The organism is Sphingomonas sp. 35-24ZXX (genome assembly GCF_000786215.1).
Classification (GTDB): domain Bacteria; phylum Pseudomonadota; class Alphaproteobacteria; order Sphingomonadales; family Sphingomonadaceae; genus Blastomonas.
The window spans coordinates 327,772-345,553 of sequence record NZ_JROG01000001.1 but is presented as its reverse complement, the minus strand read 5'-3'; the positions used below and the strand labels follow the sequence as shown (position 1 = coordinate 345,553).

The following is a 17,782-nucleotide window of genomic DNA, read 5'->3' as shown; positions in this document are numbered from 1 at the left end:
CAGACTAGTTAAGCATCTTCTTCAGCTGTTCGTTGACCAACTGGGGGTTGGCCTTGCCCTGCATGGCCTTCATCGTCTGACCGACAAAGAAGCCGAACAGCGCCTCCTTGCCCCCGCGATACTGCTCCACCTTGTCGGCATTATCGGCCAGAACCTTGGCGATCGCCGCCTCGATGGCTCCGGTATCCGATGTCTGCTTGAGGCCGCGCTCCTCGACGATCTTGCCCGCGCCATCGCCGGTTTCGAGCATGATCTCGAAGACCTGCTTGGCGATGGTGCCAGAAATCGTGCCATCGGCGACCAGCGCGATCAGTTCCGCGCCTGCTGCCGGGCTCACCGGGCTGTCGTCGATCGAACGGCCCATGCGGTTGAGCGCGCCATAAAGCTCAGACAGCAGCCAGTTGGCCGCACCCTTGGCAACTTCCGCCTCGGGCTTGCCCTGCGCCTTGGCACATTCGTCCAGCAACGCCTCGAACCAGCGCGCAGTCTCTGCCTCTGCGGTCAGCACCGCCGCATTATAGGCCGACAGCCCCAGTTCGCTCTCGTAGCGCTTGCGCTTGGCATCGGGCAGCTCGGGCAGCGATGCCTTGCAAGCGTCCAGGAATGCGTCATCGAGCTCGAGCGGCAGCAGATCCGGATCGGGGAAATAGCGATAATCGTGCGCATCTTCCTTGGACCGCATCGACCGTGTCTCGTTCTTGTCCGGATCGTACAACCGGGTTTCCTGAACGATCGACCCGCCGCTTTCGAGCACATCGACCTGACGGTTCGCCTCGTGCTCGATCGTCGCCATCACATAGCGCACCGAATTGACGTTCTTCGTCTCGGTGCGGGTGCCGAACGCGTCGCCGGGCCTGCGCACCGAGACGTTGACGTCGGCGCGCATCGAGCCTTCTTCCATGTTGCCATCGCACGAGCCGACATAGCGCAGGATCGTGCGCAGCTTCTTCAGATACGCGCCGGCTTCAGCGGGCGAGCGCATGTCGGGCCGCGAGACGATTTCCATCAGCGCGACACCGCAGCGATTGAGATCGACATAGGACATCGTGGGATGCTGATCGTGCATCAGCTTACCCGCATCCTGCTCGAGGTGCAGCCTCTCGATGCCGATGGTCTTGGTCTGCGCATCAGGGTTCTTCTCGTCGAGGCTGATCTCGATCCCGCCCTCGCCGACGATGGGATGGTAAAGCTGGCTGATCTGGTAACCCTGCGGCAGATCGGCATAGAAATAGTTCTTGCGATCGAACCGCGAGTAGCGGTTGATCTGCGCGTTCAGCGCCATGCCCGTGCGCACTGCCTGGCGGACGCATTCGCCGTTGGGAACCGGCAGCATGCCCGGCATCGCGGCATCGACCAATGACACCTGCGCATTGGGCTCCGCGCCGAAGGTGGTCGACGCGCCCGAGAACAATTTGGCGTGGCTTGTGACCTGAGCGTGCACTTCAAGGCCGATCACGACCTCCCACTCACCGGTGGCACCCTGGATACGATAGGTTGATTCAGTCATTGTTACCACCACTTGTCCGGACGCGCCGTAAACCCGGCCCGTTCCTCGATCGCCAGCCCTGCGTTCAGCACGCCCTGCTCGTCGAGCGGCTTGCCGATGATCTGCAGACCGAGCGGCAGGCCCTGGCTGTCGAGACCGCCGGGCACCGACATCGCGGGCAGGCCCGCCAGCGAAGCGGGCACCGCGAACACGTCGTTCAGGTACATCGCGATCGGATCGTCACTGTTCTCGCCCAGACCGAATGCGGCACTCGGCGCGGTCGGCGCGAGCAGCACGTCGCAATGCTCCCACACCTGCGCAAAGTCGCGTGCAATCAGCGCACGGACCTTCTGTGCCTGGGTATAATAGGCATCATAGAAACCGGCGGAGAGCACATAGGTGCCGATCATGATGCGGCGCTTGACCTCGCCGCCGAAGCCGGCAGCGCGGGTCGCGGCGTACATGTCCTGCAGGCCCGCACCATCGGGCAGCGTCCGCTGGCCATAGCGCACGCCATCATAGCGCGCGAGGTTGGACGAGGCTTCTGCCGGGGCGATGATATAATAAGCCGGCAGCGCATAGCGCGTATGCGGCAGCGAAACCTCGACGATTTCGGCACCCGCATCGCGCAGCCACTGCGTGCCCTGTTCCCAGACCGCAGCGACATCAGCGTTCATGCCGTCCATGCGATATTCCTTGGGAATACCAACGCGCTTGCCCTTGAGATCGCCCGACAATCCGGCCTCCCAATTGGGCACGGGCAGGTCGAGCGAGGTTGCGTCCTTGGGATCAAAGCCGCTCATCGCCTCGAGCATGATGGCGCAATCGCGCACGTCGCGCGCCATCGGGCCGGCCTGGTCAAGCGACGAGGCGAACGCGATCACGCCCCAGCGCGAGCAGCGGCCATAGGTCGGCTTGATGCCGCTGATGCCGGTAAACGCGGCGGGCTGGCGGATCGAGCCGCCGGTATCGGTGCCGGTTGCCGCCGGGCACAGCCGCGCGGCGATTGCGGCCGAGCTGCCGCCCGAAGAGCCGCCGGGCGCCAAAGGCGCGTTGCCGCCGTCGTTGCGCCGCCAGGGCGAGATGACGTTGCCGAACGCGCTGGTCTCGTTCGACGATCCCATCGCGAACTGGTCCATGTTGAGCTTGCCCAGCATGCCCGCGCCCGCATCCCACAGCTTCTGGCTGACGGTGGATTCGTACGTCGGCTTGAAACCGTTGAGGATTTCGCTCGCCGCGCGCGCTTCCACGCCGACGGTGCAGAACAGATCCTTCATGCCGATCGGCACGCCCGCCATGATCGGCAGGTCATCGCCCGCAGCGCGCTTCGCATCAATCGCATCGGCGGCGGCCAGCGCATGTTCCGGCGTATCGATGAGGAAGGCGTTCAGCGCCTTGGCCGAAGCAACGTTCGCATTGAAGGCGCTTGCCACTTCACGCGCGCTGAAGGTTCCGGCGCGCACGCCGTTGCGGATGTCGGCAATGCCGAGATCGGTAAGGTCGGTCATGGTTATTCGATCACTTTCGGAACGCCGAAAAAGCCGTGTTCGGCGGCGGGCGCATTGGCCAGCACCTTGTCGCGGATGTCGCCGTCGGTGACGACATCCTCACGCAGGCGCAGGCTATTGGGGATGACGGCGGTCATCGGCTCGACGCCGGTGACGTCGACCTCGCCGAGTTGCTCGACCCAGCCCAATATGCCGTTGAATTCGGGGACCATCGCTTCCACCTCGGCATCGGTCATGGCGATCCGCGCCAGGTTGGCGATCTTCTTCACGGTTTTGCTATCTACTGACATGGGCTTAGCGGCTAGCACCGGGCCGCGCTGCCATCAAGCGGGCAAATGCTGCAACTGCGGGATCAAACACCGCTGGCAGTGCGCAGGGCCTGCACCTATATGCCCCGACAAGACGGGCAAGTCGCTGGACCGCCCTGCCCGCCGTTCGGAGAGTGTTTTTGGCCCGCAAGTTCCTGTATCTGATCGCGACGATCATCTTTCTTCTCGTCGCAGCATTTGCCCTTTACCGGCTGTTTCCCCAGCAGATTTTTGCTGCAGCCTTTGTGCCGTCCACCGAGTTCGTCAAACCCGAGGCGGTCGAGACAAGTGCGTATGCGGACCAGAAAATGTGGTTCTCGCGGCCCGAAATCACCGGCAGCGACAATCCGGCGCTGTGGACGCCCGAAGGCTTCGAGCCCACCGACGCCCCCAAGGTAGCGGTGTTCTATGTCCACCCCACATCGTACATGAAGCGCGAGCTGTGGAATGCACCGCTGGGTGACCAGGAATCGCAGGATCGCGCGCGCATCTTCCTGCGCAGCCAGGCGAGCGTCTTCAACGGCATCGGCCAGATCTGGGCGCCGCGCTATCGCCAGGCAGCGATCGGCGCCTTTCTCACCGACAAGCCCGAAGCACAGATGGCGTTCGACGCCGCCTATAGCGACGTGCTTGCCGCCTTTGACGAGTTCATCGCCGAAATCCCCGAAGACATGCCTATCATCATCGCCGGCCACAGCCAGGGCGCGCTGCACCTGACCACATTGATGCGCCAGCGCGTCGTGACCCGTCCGCTCGCCGACCGGATCGTCGCCGCCTATGTCATCGGCTGGCCTGTCTCTCTCACCACCGATCTGCTCGCGCTCGGCCTGCCGCCGTGCACCGATCCCGATCAGGCGAATTGCATGCTGGGCTGGCAGAGCTTTGGCGAACCGGCAGAACCCGATCTGATCCTCTCGGTCTATGATGCCAGCGTCGGCTTTGACGGAACCCTGCGCGGGACGACCCCGATGCTGTGCGTCAACCCGCTGACGGGCGTGATGGGCGACGAGGCCACTGCAGACAGGAACCTCGGCACGCTGGTGCCGAACGAGGAACTGACCGATGGCGTGATCACCCCCGGTGTCGTTCCTGCCCGCTGCGACGATCGTGGCCTGCTGCTGCTCGGCGGCGAGCCCCAGATGGGCAACTATGTGCTGCCCGGCAACAACTACCATGTGTACGACTATCCGCTGTTCTGGGTCAATGTCCGGGCGGATGCAGAGCGGAGGGTGAAGGCATTTCTGGTGCGCTGATCACGACGCAGGCGGCAGAATTCCGCGACGCACTGCCTGAGGGCGGGCGGCTGATCGGGCTCGATGTCGGCAGCAAGACCATCGGCACCGCGTTCTGCGATGCGGGATGGAGCTTTGCCACCGCAGCCAAGACGATCAAGCGCACCAAGTTCGGCAAGGACAAGGAGCAGATCGAGCAGCTGGTGCGCGATCAGCAGATCACCGGCCTGGTCATCGGCCTCCCGCTCAACATGGACGGCACCGACAGCCCGCAGACGCAAAGCGTGCGCGCCTTTGCGCGAAACATCGCGATACTGGGCCTGCCGATCTTCCTGCAGGACGAACGCTGGTCGACCCAGGCCGTCGAGCGCGCGATGATCGATGCAGACATGAGCCGCGCCAAGCGCGCCGAACGTGTCGACAGCGCGGCGGCGGCCTTCATCCTTCAGGGTGCGATCGACGCGATGGTAAGCTGAGCGATTGACCGCTCAGCGTTAAAAGTCAGCGAAAATTATCGGCATAGGCCTGAATCTTCAGGCGGCGCGGAGGTGTCTGCTCGATGCGAACGGCAATGCCGTACTTGTCGGCATAGGCCTTGGCAGCATCCAGATCGGGGAATTTCAGCACCACCTGCTGCTGGGTATCGCCAGATCCTGCCCAGCCGGTCAAAGGATCGGGCTTCTTCGCTTCGGCGGGCTCGAATTCGAGCACCCACAGATCGGTAAGCGCGCGACCCGACTGCATGGCGTTCTTGGGGCGCTGATAGATTCGTGCGGCCATTGGTATCCGTCCCGGGAAAATGTGATCGACGCGCCTTTGCTACAGCCGGGGCGTTCGGGTCAAGCGTGCTGTGGCTATCCGCCTTGTCGTCACGCGTCTCAGATCCCCTGCCGCTTCTTCGTCGCGAGGCTCGCCTGCGCCTCCCAGGGTGCGTCCGGCCAGTGGTGGCGTGGGTAGCGGCCGCGCATGTCCTTGGCGACATCGCGCCAGCTGCCGCGCCAGAAACCGGGCAGATCGCAGGTGGTCTGGATCGGGCGGCCGGCAGGCGATGTCAGTGACAGGACGAGCGGGATACGATCACGCCCGACGACCGGGTGCGTATCGAGCCCATACAGCGCCTGCACACGCAACTCGACCGTTGGCCCGGCGGTGGCGGCATAATCGATGGCATGACGCGTTCCAGCGGGACTGGTAAACTCCGGCGGCGCGATCCGGTCGACCGTCTGCGCTGCATCCCAGCCCAGCAGACCCTGCAGCGCATTGTGCAGGTGTCCCGCTGTCGCAGCCGAAAGCGAACGGTCCCCGGCGAGCAGCGGGGCGAGCCAATCATCCAGCGACGCCAGCAAGGTCGCATCGTCGAGCGCGTCGATGCCAGCAAAGGCCGCGCGCTGGCGCAAGGCCTGCGCCTTGTCGCCCCAGTCGAGCAGCTCCAGTCCGTGCTCGCGCACCCCGCCGATCAGCGCGGCGCACAGGGCTTCGGGCGACGGCGCAGCGTCCGGACCGCTTGCCAGCCGGATCGCACCCAGCCTGCGCTCCAGCCGGGCCTCGGCACGGCGCTCGGCCAGCGCGAAGCTGCAGCGGCTGACCCGCTCGATCCGCCCGGCCAGATGCGTTTCAACGTCGCTCGGATCGAGCGCGAAGGCGCTGAGGATGCGCGCATCCGCCGCCTTGCCCTGCACGTCGCCGATGGCGAGCCACTGCGCGGTGATCAACGACGACGCGGGATCGAGTCGGAAGCTGCGTCCGCCCGCACTGGCCCAGGCCTCGCCTGCGGCATCGCGGCGCTTGGCCACGCGGTCGGGATAGGCAATGGCCAGCAGGATGGCAGGCGGAATGTCCTGCCGCGCCCCGGCTTGTACCTGCCGCTCGGCAAGCTGTGCCCAGCGCTGTGCCAGCTTGCGCGATTTGCCTGCCCGCTCGCCCCGGTCGCTGCGCCAGCGCATCAGCCGCGCATCCAGGTCCTCGCCCTGCCCACCGAGGCCGCGTTCCTGGAGCAGCAGCGCAATCTCTGCTGCCAGCATCGCGCAGCCTGCCTCGGCTCCCTTGAGCAGCATCGCAGCGAGATGCGGCGGCAACGGAAGCGCCGCGATCGCCCGGCCGGTCGCGGTAATCGCACCGCCTCCGTCAATTGCATCCAGCGCGATGAGCCGCTTGCACGCTCCTGCCAGCAAGGGCGCGGGCGGCGGATCGAGCCAGTTGAGGCGCAGCGGATCGCTCTCCCCCCAGGCGGCGCATTGCAGCACCAGCGGGGCAAGGTCGCTGTCGAGAATTTCGGGCGGATCGAACGGTGGCAGGCCTCCGGTGGCCGCCTCTTCCCACAACCGATAGGCCACGCCCGGCCCCTGCCGCGCGGCACGGCCCGCCCGCTGGGTCGCTGCGGCCTGGCTGGCGCGTTCCGTCACCAGCCTTGTGGTCGCGGCCAGCGGATCATAGCGCGCGCGCCGCGCCAGACCGCTGTCGACCACGATCCGCACGCCATCGATGGTGAGGCTGGTCTCGGCGATGCTGGTGGCGAGAATGACCTTGCGGCGGCCGTCCGGATCGCGGCGGATCGCGGCGCGCTGCTCGGGCGGGGTCAGCGTGCCGTGCAGCGGCAGCACCGCGATGCCATCGCCCAGGGTGGCGAGACGCTCCTGCACCCGCGCGATCTCCGCGACGCCGGGGAGGAAGGCCAAGACATCGCCTTCCACCTCGTCGCGCAAGGCGGTTCGGATCGCCTGCGCCATGGAATCCTCGATCCGCTGCTCGCCGCGCCGCCCCACGTAACGCAGATCCAGCGGGTGCGATCGGCCCTCGCTGGACAGCACCGGCGCATCGCCCATCAGCGTCGAGAACCGCGCGCCATCAAGCGTGGCAGACATGGCGAGCAGCCTGAGATCGGGCCGGAATGCGCCCTGCGCTTCCAGCGCCAGCGCGAGGCCGAAATCGCTGTCGAGGCTGCGCTCGTGCACCTCGTCGAACAGCACCGCCGATACCCCGGCCAGCTCGGGATCGGCCTGGATGCGATTGACGAAGATGCCTTCGGTCAACACCAGCACGCGCGTCGCTGCGCTGCTCTTGCTGTCCATCCGCGTCGCATAGCCGATGGTCTGGCCCACCGGTTCGCCCGCCAGCACCGCCATGCGTTCGGCGGCGGCGCGCGCGGCAAGGCGGCGCGGCGAGAGCAGCAGCACCTGCCCGGTGCACCAGGGCTGATCGAGCAGCGCGGGCGCAACGGTGGTGGTCTTGCCTGCCCCGGGCGGTGCGACGAGGACGGCGTTTGGGCTGGTCGCGAGCGCCGCCAGCAGATCGGGCAGGACTGCATGGATCGGCAGCTCAGCCATACACCCCCAGCCCCAGCCGCTCGCGCATCATCCAGCGCGCGACCATCAGCACCGAGACCACGGCCAGGCCGGCGGCAAGGCCCACCCACACGCCGACGCCATCCCAGCCCAGGCGGAAGGCGAAGAACCAGGCGGTGCCCATGCCGACCACCCAATAGCCGAAAGCGGCAAACAGCATCGGCCAGCGCGTATCCTGCAGCCCGCGCAGCACCCCTGCCCCGACTGCCTGCACCGCATCGACCAGCTGGAAGATCGCGGCGACCAGCAGGAAGCTGAGCGCCAGCGAGAAGGCGGCAGCCGCGCTGGCATCGAGCGGATCGATGAACAACCCTACCAGGGCATCGGGGAAAAACGCCATGATCGCGGACATCAGGCAGGCCGAGATCACGCCCAGCCCCAGCGCCGCCCAGCCTGCGCGCCCGGCGGCTTGCGAATCGCGCGCACCATGATGCAGCCCGACGCGCACCGTTGCGGCCTGCGACAGGCTGAAGGGCACCATGAAGGCGAACGAGGCGATCTGGATGGCGACCGCATGCGCCGCGAGCGAATCGCGGCTGATCAGCCCCATCAGGAACGCGGCCGAGCTGAAGATCGCGACCTCGAAGGCAAAGGTGATGGCGATCGGCAGGCCCAGCCGGAACAGCCCCCGGTAGCGGGCCCAGTCCGCCACCCAGAAGCGCCCGAACAGCCGGTAGCGGCGGAACGGTCGGACGGTGGTGACGACCAGTGCCATCACCGCAAACAGGGTGCAGTTGGCCACCAGATTGGCGGTCGCCGCCCCCATCAGCCCCATTTCGGGAAAGCCCATATTGCCGAACACCAAGGCCCAGCAGACGATGAGATTCACCCCCACGCCGCACAACGTGACGATCACGCCCCAGATCGGCCGTTCGAGCGCGGACACATACATGCGCAGCACGAACTGCAGCAGCCAGGGCAGCAGGCCCCACATCGCCACGCGCATGAAATGCCCGGCATCGCGCGACAGATCGGGCTGCTGGCCCATCAGCAGGAACAGCTTTTCCGAATTCCACAGCACCGCCCAGATCGGCAGGCAAACGGTCAGCGCCACCCAGAAGCCCTGTCGCACGGTGCGCCGGATATCGCGCACCGACGACTTGCGTCGCCCACGCTCAGCCGCGATCATCGGCGAGGCCGCCGTCATCAGCCCCATGCCGAACGTGCCGCACGCGAAATACAGGTTCACCGCCAGTGCGGCGGCGGCCAGCGCCTGGACGTCGTACCGTCCCAGGATGATCACCTCGGTGGTGTGGATCGCCATCTGCGCCAGATTGCCCAGCACCAGCGGTCCCGCGAGCAGAAGCAGCGCGCGGATTTCGATCCCAAGGCTGCCCTTGGCGATCAGGTCGGGACTGGAACTGGCTGTAACCGCCGTCATGGGACTGAAACTCGATATACCGGGACTGCCCGGTGATTCGGGTCAGCCGACGTCAATAGCCCCGGGCGATCGCGAATTCGACCGTTTCGATCAGCGCTGCCTTGGCCTTGCCATTGGGGAAGCCCGCGATGGCGTCAATGGCGCGCTGGCCGAAATGGCGGGCGCGGTCGAGCGTCAGGTCGATCGCGCTGTGGCGGCGGAGCAGATCGGTCGCGTGCGCCAGATCCTCGTCCGAGGTGCGGTGGCCGATGATCGCGGCCTCCCAGAACTTGCGCTCCTCGGGCGTGCCATGGGCGTAAGCCAGAATCACCGGTAGCGTGACCTTACCGTCGCGGAAATCGTCGCCGACATCCTTGCCCATCTTGGCTGCGTCCGAGACATAGTCGATGGCATCGTCGACCAGCTGGAAGGCGATGCCGAGGTTGCGGCCATAGGCATCGAGCGCCAGTTCGTCGGCCTCGTTGCGTTCGGCCACGACAGCGGCGATCCGGCAGGCGGCCGCGAACAGAGCTGCCGTCTTGGCACCGATGATCGCAAGATAGCGTTCTTCGCTGGTTTCGATCTGGCGCTGCGCGGTCAGCTGATCAACCTCGCCCTCGGCGATAATCGCAGACGCTCCCGACAGGATCTTGAGCACCTTGAGCGAACCGTCCTCGACCATCAGTTCGAACGAGCGGCTGAACAGGAAATCGCCGACCAGCACCGTGGCGGGATTGCCAAACACCAGATTGGCGGCCTTCTTGCCGCGCCGCATGTCCGATCCGTCGACGACGTCGTCGTGCAGCAACGTCGCGGTGTGGATGAACTCGACCGCGGCGGCCAATTTGTGATGCCGGTTACCGGGATAGTCGAGCAGCCGCGCGCTTGCGAGCGTCAGCATCGGCCGCATGCGCTTGCCGCCGCCGGCGATCAGATGCCCGGCGAGCTCTGGAATCAGCGGAATTTTCGACTGCATGCGGTCCAGAATCACGCTGTTGACCGCATTCATGTCTTGCGCGACCAGCGCCATGATCGGGTCCAGGCTCGGGGCGGGTGCAGGAGCGCCACCGGGGCGGCCTATCGGGTGAACAGTCGCTGTCATGGGTTGCGATGTGGCAATCCGCATGGCTTAAGGCAAGCTCAAAGCGCAGCGCGCACCAATGCGTTGCCCGATTCTGACAAGGCACACGGCATATGGCGCAAGACCCGGTTCTGGCTTCATTTCGGCAAAGCATCGACAATATCGATGCTGCGCTCATCTTCATGCTGGCCGAGCGCTTCAAGATCACCAAGGCCGTGGGCGAGTACAAGGCGAAGACCGACCTGCCCCCTGCCGATCCCGGCCGCGAGGAAGAGCAGATCGCGCGGATGAAGCGGCTGGCGGTCGATGCCGATCTCGACCCCGATTTTTCCGAGAAGTTCCTGCGCTTCGTGATCGACGAGGTCATCCGCCATCACGAACGGATTCGCGACGAGAGCTGATCCGGGCCGCTCAGCGGATGTTTTCCCGCTGCTTGGGGGTCATCAGCACGCAGCCATAGCCTTCGCGATACTCCGCGCTTTCGGCCGCCATCAGGGGCACGGTAGCATCGATGCGCTTGGCATCCGCCGCTTCGCTGAGGCTCACCACCTCCATGCCCGGCTCCAGATCCTTCTCGCAATCGCCCAGTTCGCGCCCGCCGATATAGCGGCACGAACACACGACGCGGGCGGAATAGGCAGCGCCAGTCTGGCTGTAGGCGCGCAGGCTGGGCCACATCCAGGCGATTGCGGCCAGTGCGATCACCGCCAGCGCGAGCAGCACCCATCGCAAACGGCCGCCACTGCCCTGCATCCTGCCCATATTTCGAGTTGCCATTGATCCCCGCCTGATTGATGGAAGCAGCCATGAAGCACCGCATCCTGCTCGCCCTTGCCGCAACCGGCCTTCTTGGCGCAACCGCTTTCGGTCTTTACGGGATCGAGGGCAAGGCCGCCGATACCGGCGAGACGATGATCGCCGATGTCCCCGGCGTATCCACGCCTGCGCTCAATGCCGAGATCGACAAGCTGTTCAACGAGGACGAATTCGCCGAAACCCGCGCGCTGGTGATCATGCGCGGCGGCGAGATCGTCGCTGAACGCTATGCGCCGGGCTACGACCAGGGCACCAAGTTCATCAGCTGGTCGATGGCCAAGAGCGTGACTGCCGTGCTGGTGGGGCTGATGGTGGCCGATGGCCGGCTGGCGCTCGATGCCCCCGCCCCGGTGCCCGATTGGCAGCGCCCGGGCGATCCGCGCGGCGCGATCACGCTGCGGCATCTGCTGCACATGGCATCGGGCCTGCAGCATACCGAGGCCGGTGACCCGCCGTACCGATCGGACGAGGTGCGCATGCTGTTCCTCGACGGGCGCGACGACATGGTGCGCTATGCCGCGAGCCAGCCGCTGGAAGCCGAGCCTGGGGCGAAGTTCGAATATTCGACCAATACCACCGTCATCCTTGCGGACATCATCACCCGCCAGCTCACCGACAGCAAGGACCCAGAGGTGCGCCGCCGGGCGATGTTCGACTATATGCGCGGGCGGCTGATCGAGCCCCTGGGCATGACCTCGATGGTGCCGGAATTCGATGCCTCGGGGACGATGGTGGGCGGATCGATCATCCAGGCCAATGCCCGCGACTGGGCGAAGTTTGGCGAATTCCTGCGCAACAAGGGCTCGATCGCGGGCAACCAGTTCCTCACCCGCGGCTGGGTGGACTTCATGCTCACCAGCTCGCCCAACAATCCGACCTATGGCGGCCACATCTGGCTCAACAAGCCCAATGCACCAGGGCAGCGCAAGATCCTCTACCCCGATCTGCTGCCGCCCGATGTCTTTGCCGCGCAGGGGCATCTGGGCCAGTTCGTCATCGTCAGCCCCAGCCAGCGGCTGACGATCGTGCGGCTCGGCAAGACGCAGGACAACGAACTTGCCCCGGTCAAGGAGCAGATCGGCAAAATCGCCGCGATGTTCCCGAGGGGCTAGGCTGATCGCCCGACCTCTGTCAGACTGCCCGCAAGGTTGATCTTGCAGGGGGTATGGACATGCGACGGATGAAGTACACTGCGGCGCTGGCGGCGGCGGTCATGGCACTGAGCACGGTTCCGGCACCTGCCATGGCCATGTCTGCCGATAGCGCAGCTGAAGCTGCCAGGCCCGCAGTGTTCGTCCCCGCCAGTTTCGAGGTGCCGACGCTGGTGACGACCCCGTCGTTCAAGGTCGTGCCGCTGGGCCCCGATCTCGTGAAGGTCGATTTCGACGCCTATATGTCGTCGATCGAGCATCTGCAGAAGACCTTTACCCGCAGCACCAGCTGGCCGCACGCGGGTGTCACCGATGCCGACGCAATGAAGGACATGCAGACCGAGCAGGGCCGTTTCCAGCGGCGCGAATCGTTCGCCTATGCGGTGCTCACCCCCGATGGAAAGCGCGAGCGCGGCTGCGTCTACGTCTATCCCAGCGAGATCGAAGGCTATGACGCGGTGGTGACGATGTGGGTGACCAAGGCAGAATTCGACGCGGGCTTCGACGCCGAACTCTATGCCTGGGCGACCCAGTGGGTGGCTGAAAAATGGCCGTTCAAGCGCGTCGCCTATCCCGGCCGCAGCGTCGATTGGGACACCTGGGATGCCATGACCGCGGCGCAAAAGGCCAAGGATGCGCAGGCGAGCTGACACGCCTCTCGCCGCCGCCGGCGGGGAGAGCGATATCGCCGCTACCGCAGCCGGAAGGTTCCTGTGACCACAGTGAAGCACTGGCCGCCCAGCACCGCGCGGTCGCCATCAAGCGTGCAGCGCAGCAGGCCGCCGCGCTCGCTGGCCTGGCACGCCGAAAAGCTGTCACGCCCCAGGCGCTGTGCCCAGAACGGGGTCAGCACCGCATGCGCAGAGCCGGTGACGCTGTCTTCATCCACCCCTGCCCCCGGCACGAACACGCGGCTCAGCACGTCGGTGTCGACGCCCGGCGCCGTACAGATGAACTGGTCATCGCCCATTGCCGCCAGCGCCTTGAAATCGGGCTGCAGCGCCAGGACGTCGTCGGCGTGATCGAACAGCAGCACGTTATAGCGCCCCGGATAGGCATGATATTCGCTCGGCAACCCGCCCAGCAGGCTGGTCCAGTCGGGCAGCGGCGCGGGCGATGGCGGATAGGCAGGCAATGACAGCGACAGCATGTCGCCGTTGCGCGTGACGCTCAGCACCCCGGCCTTGCGGGTCAGAAACCGCACCGCGTCACCAGCAAAGCCATTCTCGAAGACATAATGGCCCGCCGCCAGCGTGGCATGGCCGCACAGCGCGATCTCGACCGCAGGCGTGAACCAGCGCAATTCGTAATCGGCCTCATCGCCGTCCAGCGGCACGATGAACGCGGTTTCGGCAAAGTTGTTCTCTTCGCCGATCGCCTGCAGCACGGAATCATCGAGCCAGGCCTCGAGCGGCATCACCGCCGCCTGGTTGCCCGTAAACGGGCGGCCGGCAAAGGCGTCGATATGGCAATAGGGCAAGGTTGCAGGCAGATCGGTCATGGGTAGAGCAGTCCTTCGGTCCATCCGGTGGGCGTGCGCGTGAACACGCGGCGATGGTGCAGCCGGTGATCGCGATCTTCCCAGAACTCGATCCGCTGCGGCACAACGCGGAAGCCAGACCAATGCGGCGGGCGCGGCACGGGTTTGTCGGCAAACAGCGCCTGCACTTCTGCAAACCGCTGTTCGAAGATCGCGCGCTCGGGCAGCGGACGCGACTGATCGGACGCCCAGGCACCCAGCTGCGAATCGCGCGAGCGGCTGGCGAAATAGGCATCGGCGGTCGCTGCATCGACTGGCTCTACGGGCCCTTCGATCCGGATCTGCTGGCGCTGCGACTTCCAGTGGAACAGCAGCGCGGCGTGCGGGTTGGCGAGCAGCTCGCCACCCTTGCGCCCCTCGTAATTGGTATAGAAGACGAACCCATCGGGCCCATGGCCCTTCAGCAGCACCATGCGCACCGAGGGGTGTCCCTGCTCGTTCGCCGTCGCCAGCGCCATGGCGTTGCTGTCGTTGATCTCGGTCTCGCGGGCTTGGGCATACCATGTATCGAACAGCGCAAAGGGATCGTCGGCCATCTCATCCTGCCTTGGTCAATGCGGCTCGCTTGACTGCCTTAACCATATAAGACAGTGGTGAATCCGCCAGAGCGGCTTATGGCGCAGCGCCAAAGCGATGAACAGGGTTTTGCAACGGTCATCAGAAGGATAGCCGGCGATGTGGGAACAGATTTTCGGGGCAGCCAACCTGCTGGCGATGATCGCCTGGGCAGTGCTGATCCTTGCCCCCCGCCGCGAAAGCGTGATGCGCGGCCTTTTCTTCGGGCCCGTTCTGCTACTGGCGCTCGGCTATGTGACCGGGCTGACGCTGGTGCTGACCGGCGCGGTGCCGACCGGCGGCGGCGCGGATTTCTCGACGATCGAAGGCGTCCGCAGCATCTTCGCGAGCGACCCCGGGGTGACGATCGGCTGGGTGCATTACCTCACGTTCGACCTGTTTGTCGGTCTGTGGATCGCGCGCAACGCCGATGCGCACGGGCTTGGCGACCTGAAAGGTCGATTGATCCAGGCCCCCATCCTGTTCTTCACCTTTGCCGCGGGGCCTTTCGGGCTGGCGCTGTATATCGGGCTGCGCGCAATTTTCTGGCGCAGGCACTCGGCTCATCTGATACCGGCTTGAAAAATGCCCTGCCCCTCCCCCAGATATTGTTGTAAATCGGCAACAATGGATAATCTCACCAACAATGGCGACCACATTCATGGCTGATCCCTATGCAATTCTCGGCGTGACCAAAGGCGCGAGCGAGAAGGACATCAAGAGCGCGTACCGCAAGCTCGCCAAGGAGCTGCACCCGGATTACAATAAGGACAATCCGGTGGCTGCAGCGCGCTTTTCCGAGGTGACGCGGGCGTACGACCTGTTGTCCGACAAGGACAAGCGGGCCCGCTTCGACCGGGGCGAGATCGACATCGACGGCAATCCGGCCGCTCCTTTCGGCTTTGGCGGAGGCGGCGGCTTTCGTCAGCAGGGCCGCTCGAGCGAGAATGCGGGCTTTTCCGGCTTCGGCAACGACGGCATCGATTTTGCAGACATTTTCGATGGGCTGTTCGGCGGACTGGGCGGCGGCGGTGGTGGCACCTACCGGGGTGGCGCACGCAGCAATGCCCCCAAGGGTGCCAACGTTGCCTATAAGCTGGCGGTCGATTTCACCGATGCTGCCACGCTCAAGCCGCAGCGGATCACGCTGGCCGATGGCAAGACGATCGACCTCAAGCTGCCCAATGGGGTCGAGACAGGCACCAACATGCGCATGTCGGGCAAGGGCCAGCCGGGGCCAGGCGGCCCGGGCGACGGCATCGTCACGATCGAGGTCCGGCCGCACCGCTTCTTCCGCCGCGATGGCGACAATGTCAGGCTCGACCTGCCAATCACGCTCAGGGAAGCAGTGGCGGGCGGCGATGTTCGCGTGCCTACCGTCGATGGCGCGGTGATGCTGAAGATCAAGCCGGGCAGCCAGTCGGGCCAGCAGCTGCGTCTCAAGGGCAAGGGTTTCCACGGCAAGACCGGGACGCGCGGCGACCAGATCATCGAACTGCAAATCCGCCTCCCCGAAGGCGGCGATGCGGCACTCAGCGCGTTCGTTGACGGCTGGCAGGCGGACTATGACCCGCGGTCCGGCTTGCTAGGCTGACCCCCCGATTTCACGATGGCGATTTTCAAACCGTTGAAGCCGGACACACTGAAGCAATTGCGGGCAACATCGCTGGGCATTACCCGTGAGGTGACTGGCAACGTCCTGGTGCATGGCGGCGTGGTGGCGGGCAATTTCGCCTATCTGTCGCTGCTGACCATTTTTCCGTTCTTCATCGTCGCCGCAGCGCTGGGCGGCGTGTTCGGGCGGAGCGAATATGGACAGCAGGCGGTGAACGCGTTTCTTGCCGCCGTCCCGCCCAGCATGGCGTCGGTCATTGGCGCACCTGTCCAAGCCGCAATGTCGGCGCGCACGGGGCCCTTGCTGTGGCTGGCCGTGATCGTCGGGCTGTGGACCACCGGCAGCCTGATCGAATCGATCCGGTCGGTGATCCGCCGGGCGTATGGCACCACCAACAACAAGCCGTTCTGGCGCTATCGCCTGGGATCGATGGCACTGATCATCATCGCGGTCATCGCGACGATGCTGGCATTGAGCATGCAGGTGGTGCTGGTGGGCGCAGCCGAAGTCATTGCCGCCAGCGTCCGCTTTCCGCAGAATGCCAACGCGCTGGTGGCCTTCAGCCAGCTGTTCACCTTTTTGGTGCTGCTGGCGATGCTCTATCTGGTGTTCGGAATGCTCACGCCGACGATCTATCGCCGCGCCGGCCACCCGATCTGGCCGGGGCCCCTGTTCATCAGCATCTGGTGGATGGTCAGCCTCGCAGTGCTGCCCTTCTTCTTGAGCACCTTTGCCGATTACGACCTCACCTATGGCAGCCTGGCAGGCGTGATGGTGAGCCTCATTTTCTTCTTCCTCATCGGCCTTGCTATGGTAATCGGGGCCGAACTGAACGCCGCGATTGCGCGAGCGCGCGGCGGTGTGCCGCAAGAAACAGCCATTGAATAAGGATCAAAGCATGGACGGACTGATGCAGGGCAAACGCGGCCTCATCATGGGGCTTGCCAACAACAAGTCGCTGGCCTGGGGCATCGCGCAGAAGCTGGCCGAACATGGCGCGGAACTGGCGTTCTCCTATCAGGGCGAAGCACTCGGCAAGCGCGTCATCCCGCTCGCAGCGGAACTGGGCAGCGATTTCACGTTCGATTGCGACGTCGCCGACATGGGCGCGCTCGACCGCGCCTTCGAAACGCTGGCTGCACGCTGGCCGACGATCGATTTCGTCGTTCACGCCATCGGCTTTTCGGACAAGAACGAGCTGCGCGGCAAATATGTCGATACCAGCCTCGACAACTTCCTGATGACCATGAACATCTCCGCCTATTCGCTTGTTGCGGTGGCGAAAAGAGCGCGCGCGATGATGCCGAACGGCGGGTCGATCGTGACCTTGAGCTATTATGGCGCGGAAAAGGTGATCCCGCACTACAACGTGATGGGCGTCGCCAAGGCCGCACTGGAAACCAGCGTCAAATACCTCGCCAACGATCTGGGCCAGGAAAACATCCGCGTGAATGCGATCTCCGCAGGACCAATCAAGACGCTCGCCGCCAGCGGCATCGGCGACTTCCGCTACATCCTCAAGTGGAACGAATACAACGCCCCGATGCGCCGCAACGTGACCATCGAGGATGTCGGCGGTGCCGGGCTCTATCTGTGCTCGGACCTGTCGTCGGGCGTTACCGGCGAGACCCACCATGTCGATGCCGGCTATCACGTCGTGGGCATGAAGCAGGAAGACGCACCGGATATCGCGCTGGACCAGTAACCTCGGTTTGCAGGCGCGCCATCTGGACAGCGCAGGCGCAATGCCGCAAAGCGCGCGCGATACCCTTGCGCCGGAACGGATTGC

General features: G+C 65.0%; 19 protein-coding genes. 9 read left to right on the top strand and 10 right to left on the bottom strand.

What is annotated here, in order from left to right; genetic code table 11:
* Window positions 1-4: 4 nt before the first annotated feature.
* From gatB to gatC, 3 genes are read right to left on the bottom strand one after another with little or no spacing between them, the layout of a single operon-like run.
* Window positions 5-1,507, bottom strand: a complete 1,503-nt coding sequence (gene gatB / locus LI72_RS01555; RefSeq protein ID WP_033924095.1) for an Asp-tRNA(Asn)/Glu-tRNA(Gln) amidotransferase subunit GatB — start codon at window positions 1,505-1,507, stop codon at window positions 5-7.
* Window positions 1,508-1,509: 2 nt separating this feature from the next.
* Window positions 1,510-2,994, bottom strand: coding sequence for an Asp-tRNA(Asn)/Glu-tRNA(Gln) amidotransferase subunit GatA (gene gatA / locus LI72_RS01550; protein ID WP_033924094.1), 1,485 nt, complete (start codon window positions 2,992-2,994; stop codon window positions 1,510-1,512).
* 2 nt (window positions 2,995-2,996) lie between these two features.
* Window positions 2,997-3,284 carry an Asp-tRNA(Asn)/Glu-tRNA(Gln) amidotransferase subunit GatC gene (gene gatC, locus LI72_RS01545; RefSeq protein WP_033924093.1) on the bottom strand — a complete coding sequence of 96 codons (288 nt, stop codon included), beginning with the start codon at window positions 3,282-3,284 and terminating at the stop codon, window positions 2,997-2,999.
* Between the two features lie 158 nt (window positions 3,285-3,442).
* Between gatC and LI72_RS01540 the strand changes: the two genes are divergently transcribed.
* On the top strand, window positions 3,443-4,555 hold the full coding sequence (locus LI72_RS01540; RefSeq protein ID WP_033924325.1) for a DUF3089 domain-containing protein: 1,113 nt from the start codon (window positions 3,443-3,445) through the stop codon (window positions 4,553-4,555).
* Window positions 4,552-5,010, top strand: coding sequence for a Holliday junction resolvase RuvX (ruvX, locus tag LI72_RS01535; protein ID WP_033924324.1), 459 nt, complete (start codon window positions 4,552-4,554; stop codon window positions 5,008-5,010). The genes LI72_RS01540 and ruvX overlap by 4 nt, the downstream gene beginning before the upstream one ends.
* Before the next feature lie 25 nt (window positions 5,011-5,035).
* On the opposite strand, the gene LI72_RS01530 is transcribed toward ruvX, so the two are convergent.
* From LI72_RS01530 to LI72_RS01515, 4 genes are all read right to left on the bottom strand, one after another.
* On the bottom strand, window positions 5,036-5,314 hold the full coding sequence (locus LI72_RS01530) for an ETC complex I subunit (protein ID WP_033924092.1): 279 nt from the start codon (window positions 5,312-5,314) through the stop codon (window positions 5,036-5,038).
* Window positions 5,315-5,412: 98 nt separating this feature from the next.
* The gene (gene hrpB / locus LI72_RS01525) at window positions 5,413-7,857 is read right to left on the bottom strand and encodes an ATP-dependent helicase HrpB (protein WP_033924091.1); all 2,445 of its coding nucleotides are present in this window, start codon (window positions 7,855-7,857) and stop codon (window positions 5,413-5,415) included.
* Complete coding sequence (locus tag LI72_RS01520) at window positions 7,850-9,256, bottom strand: MATE family efflux transporter (RefSeq protein WP_052129385.1); 1,407 nt, start codon at window positions 9,254-9,256, stop codon at window positions 7,850-7,852. The genes hrpB and LI72_RS01520 overlap by 8 nt, the downstream gene beginning before the upstream one ends.
* A 52-nt stretch (window positions 9,257-9,308) precedes the next feature.
* Entirely contained in the window at window positions 9,309-10,337 is a 1,029-nt protein-coding gene (locus LI72_RS01515; protein WP_033924090.1) for a polyprenyl synthetase family protein, read from the bottom strand.
* A 92-nt stretch (window positions 10,338-10,429) separates the two neighbouring features.
* Here LI72_RS01515 and LI72_RS01510 point away from each other — a divergent pair, with 92 nt between their 5' ends.
* A complete protein-coding gene (locus LI72_RS01510) occupies window positions 10,430-10,717 on the top strand; it encodes a chorismate mutase (protein WP_033924089.1) in 288 nt (95 codons plus the stop codon).
* Window positions 10,718-10,727: 10 nt separating this feature from the next.
* Here the strand turns inward: LI72_RS01510 and LI72_RS01505 are convergent, their stop codons facing one another.
* On the bottom strand, window positions 10,728-11,093 hold the full coding sequence (locus tag LI72_RS01505) for a hypothetical protein (protein ID WP_052129384.1): 366 nt from the start codon (window positions 11,091-11,093) through the stop codon (window positions 10,728-10,730).
* Between the two features lie 29 nt (window positions 11,094-11,122).
* Between LI72_RS01505 and LI72_RS01500 the strand changes: the two genes are divergently transcribed.
* Window positions 11,123-12,244 carry a serine hydrolase domain-containing protein gene (locus LI72_RS01500; protein WP_033924321.1) on the top strand — a complete coding sequence of 374 codons (1,122 nt, stop codon included), beginning with the start codon at window positions 11,123-11,125 and terminating at the stop codon, window positions 12,242-12,244.
* Between the two features lie 59 nt (window positions 12,245-12,303).
* Window positions 12,304-12,933 carry a hypothetical protein gene (locus tag LI72_RS01495; protein WP_052129442.1) on the top strand — a complete coding sequence of 210 codons (630 nt, stop codon included), beginning with the start codon at window positions 12,304-12,306 and terminating at the stop codon, window positions 12,931-12,933.
* Window positions 12,934-12,974: 41 nt separating this feature from the next.
* Here LI72_RS01495 and LI72_RS01490 read toward each other — a convergent pair whose 3' ends face one another.
* Both LI72_RS01490 and pdxH read right to left on the bottom strand, forming a co-directional pair.
* Complete coding sequence (locus LI72_RS01490) at window positions 12,975-13,784, bottom strand: PhzF family phenazine biosynthesis protein (RefSeq protein ID WP_033924087.1); 810 nt, start codon at window positions 13,782-13,784, stop codon at window positions 12,975-12,977.
* The gene (pdxH, locus tag LI72_RS01485; RefSeq protein WP_033924086.1) at window positions 13,781-14,359 is read right to left on the bottom strand and encodes a pyridoxamine 5'-phosphate oxidase; all 579 of its coding nucleotides are present in this window, start codon (window positions 14,357-14,359) and stop codon (window positions 13,781-13,783) included. Before pdxH ends, LI72_RS01490 begins: the two co-directional genes overlap by 4 nt.
* Before the next feature lie 139 nt (window positions 14,360-14,498).
* On the opposite strand from pdxH, the gene LI72_RS01480 reads away from it, so the two are divergent.
* From LI72_RS01480 to fabI, 4 genes are all read left to right on the top strand, one after another.
* Entirely contained in the window at window positions 14,499-14,960 is a 462-nt protein-coding gene (locus tag LI72_RS01480; protein ID WP_033924085.1) for an ABA4-like family protein, read from the top strand.
* A 79-nt stretch (window positions 14,961-15,039) separates the two neighbouring features.
* Entirely contained in the window at window positions 15,040-15,972 is a 933-nt protein-coding gene (locus LI72_RS01475; protein ID WP_033924320.1) for a DnaJ C-terminal domain-containing protein, read from the top strand.
* Between the two features lie 15 nt (window positions 15,973-15,987).
* Window positions 15,988-16,881, top strand: coding sequence for a YihY/virulence factor BrkB family protein (locus LI72_RS01470; protein WP_033924084.1), 894 nt, complete (start codon window positions 15,988-15,990; stop codon window positions 16,879-16,881).
* 10 nt (window positions 16,882-16,891) lie between these two features.
* Window positions 16,892-17,698, top strand: coding sequence for an enoyl-ACP reductase FabI (fabI, locus tag LI72_RS01465; RefSeq protein ID WP_033924083.1), 807 nt, complete (start codon window positions 16,892-16,894; stop codon window positions 17,696-17,698).
* The last annotated feature ends 84 nt before the right edge of the window (window positions 17,699-17,782 follow it).

Excerpts from the sequence above, each read along its gene's own strand:
- gatB (WP_033924095.1), bottom strand. The coding sequence starts at position 1,507 with ATGACTGAATCAACCTATCGTATCCAGGGTGCCACCGGTGAGTGGGAG.
- gatA (WP_033924094.1), bottom strand. The coding sequence starts at position 2,994 with ATGACCGACCTTACCGATCTCGGCATTGCCGACATCCGCAACGGCGTG.
- gatC (WP_033924093.1), bottom strand. The coding sequence starts at position 3,284 with ATGTCAGTAGATAGCAAAACCGTGAAGAAGATCGCCAACCTGGCGCGG.
- LI72_RS01530 (WP_033924092.1), bottom strand. The coding sequence starts at position 5,314 with ATGGCCGCACGAATCTATCAGCGCCCCAAGAACGCCATGCAGTCGGGT.
- hrpB (WP_033924091.1), bottom strand. The coding sequence starts at position 7,857 with ATGGCTGAGCTGCCGATCCATGCAGTCCTGCCCGATCTGCTGGCGGCG.
- LI72_RS01520 (WP_052129385.1), bottom strand. The coding sequence starts at position 9,256 with ATGACGGCGGTTACAGCCAGTTCCAGTCCCGACCTGATCGCCAAGGGC.
- LI72_RS01515 (WP_033924090.1), bottom strand. The coding sequence starts at position 10,337 with ATGACAGCGACTGTTCACCCGATAGGCCGCCCCGGTGGCGCTCCTGCA.
- LI72_RS01510 (WP_033924089.1), top strand. The coding sequence starts at position 10,430 with ATGGCGCAAGACCCGGTTCTGGCTTCATTTCGGCAAAGCATCGACAAT.
- LI72_RS01505 (WP_052129384.1), bottom strand. The coding sequence starts at position 11,093 with ATGGCAACTCGAAATATGGGCAGGATGCAGGGCAGTGGCGGCCGTTTG.
- LI72_RS01500 (WP_033924321.1), top strand. The coding sequence starts at position 11,123 with ATGAAGCACCGCATCCTGCTCGCCCTTGCCGCAACCGGCCTTCTTGGC.
- LI72_RS01495 (WP_052129442.1), top strand. The coding sequence starts at position 12,304 with ATGCGACGGATGAAGTACACTGCGGCGCTGGCGGCGGCGGTCATGGCA.
- LI72_RS01490 (WP_033924087.1), bottom strand. The coding sequence starts at position 13,784 with ATGACCGATCTGCCTGCAACCTTGCCCTATTGCCATATCGACGCCTTT.
- pdxH (WP_033924086.1), bottom strand. The coding sequence starts at position 14,359 with ATGGCCGACGATCCCTTTGCGCTGTTCGATACATGGTATGCCCAAGCC.
- LI72_RS01480 (WP_033924085.1), top strand. The coding sequence starts at position 14,499 with ATGTGGGAACAGATTTTCGGGGCAGCCAACCTGCTGGCGATGATCGCC.
- LI72_RS01475 (WP_033924320.1), top strand. The coding sequence starts at position 15,040 with ATGGCTGATCCCTATGCAATTCTCGGCGTGACCAAAGGCGCGAGCGAG.
- LI72_RS01470 (WP_033924084.1), top strand. The coding sequence starts at position 15,988 with ATGGCGATTTTCAAACCGTTGAAGCCGGACACACTGAAGCAATTGCGG.
- fabI (WP_033924083.1), top strand. The coding sequence starts at position 16,892 with ATGGACGGACTGATGCAGGGCAAACGCGGCCTCATCATGGGGCTTGCC.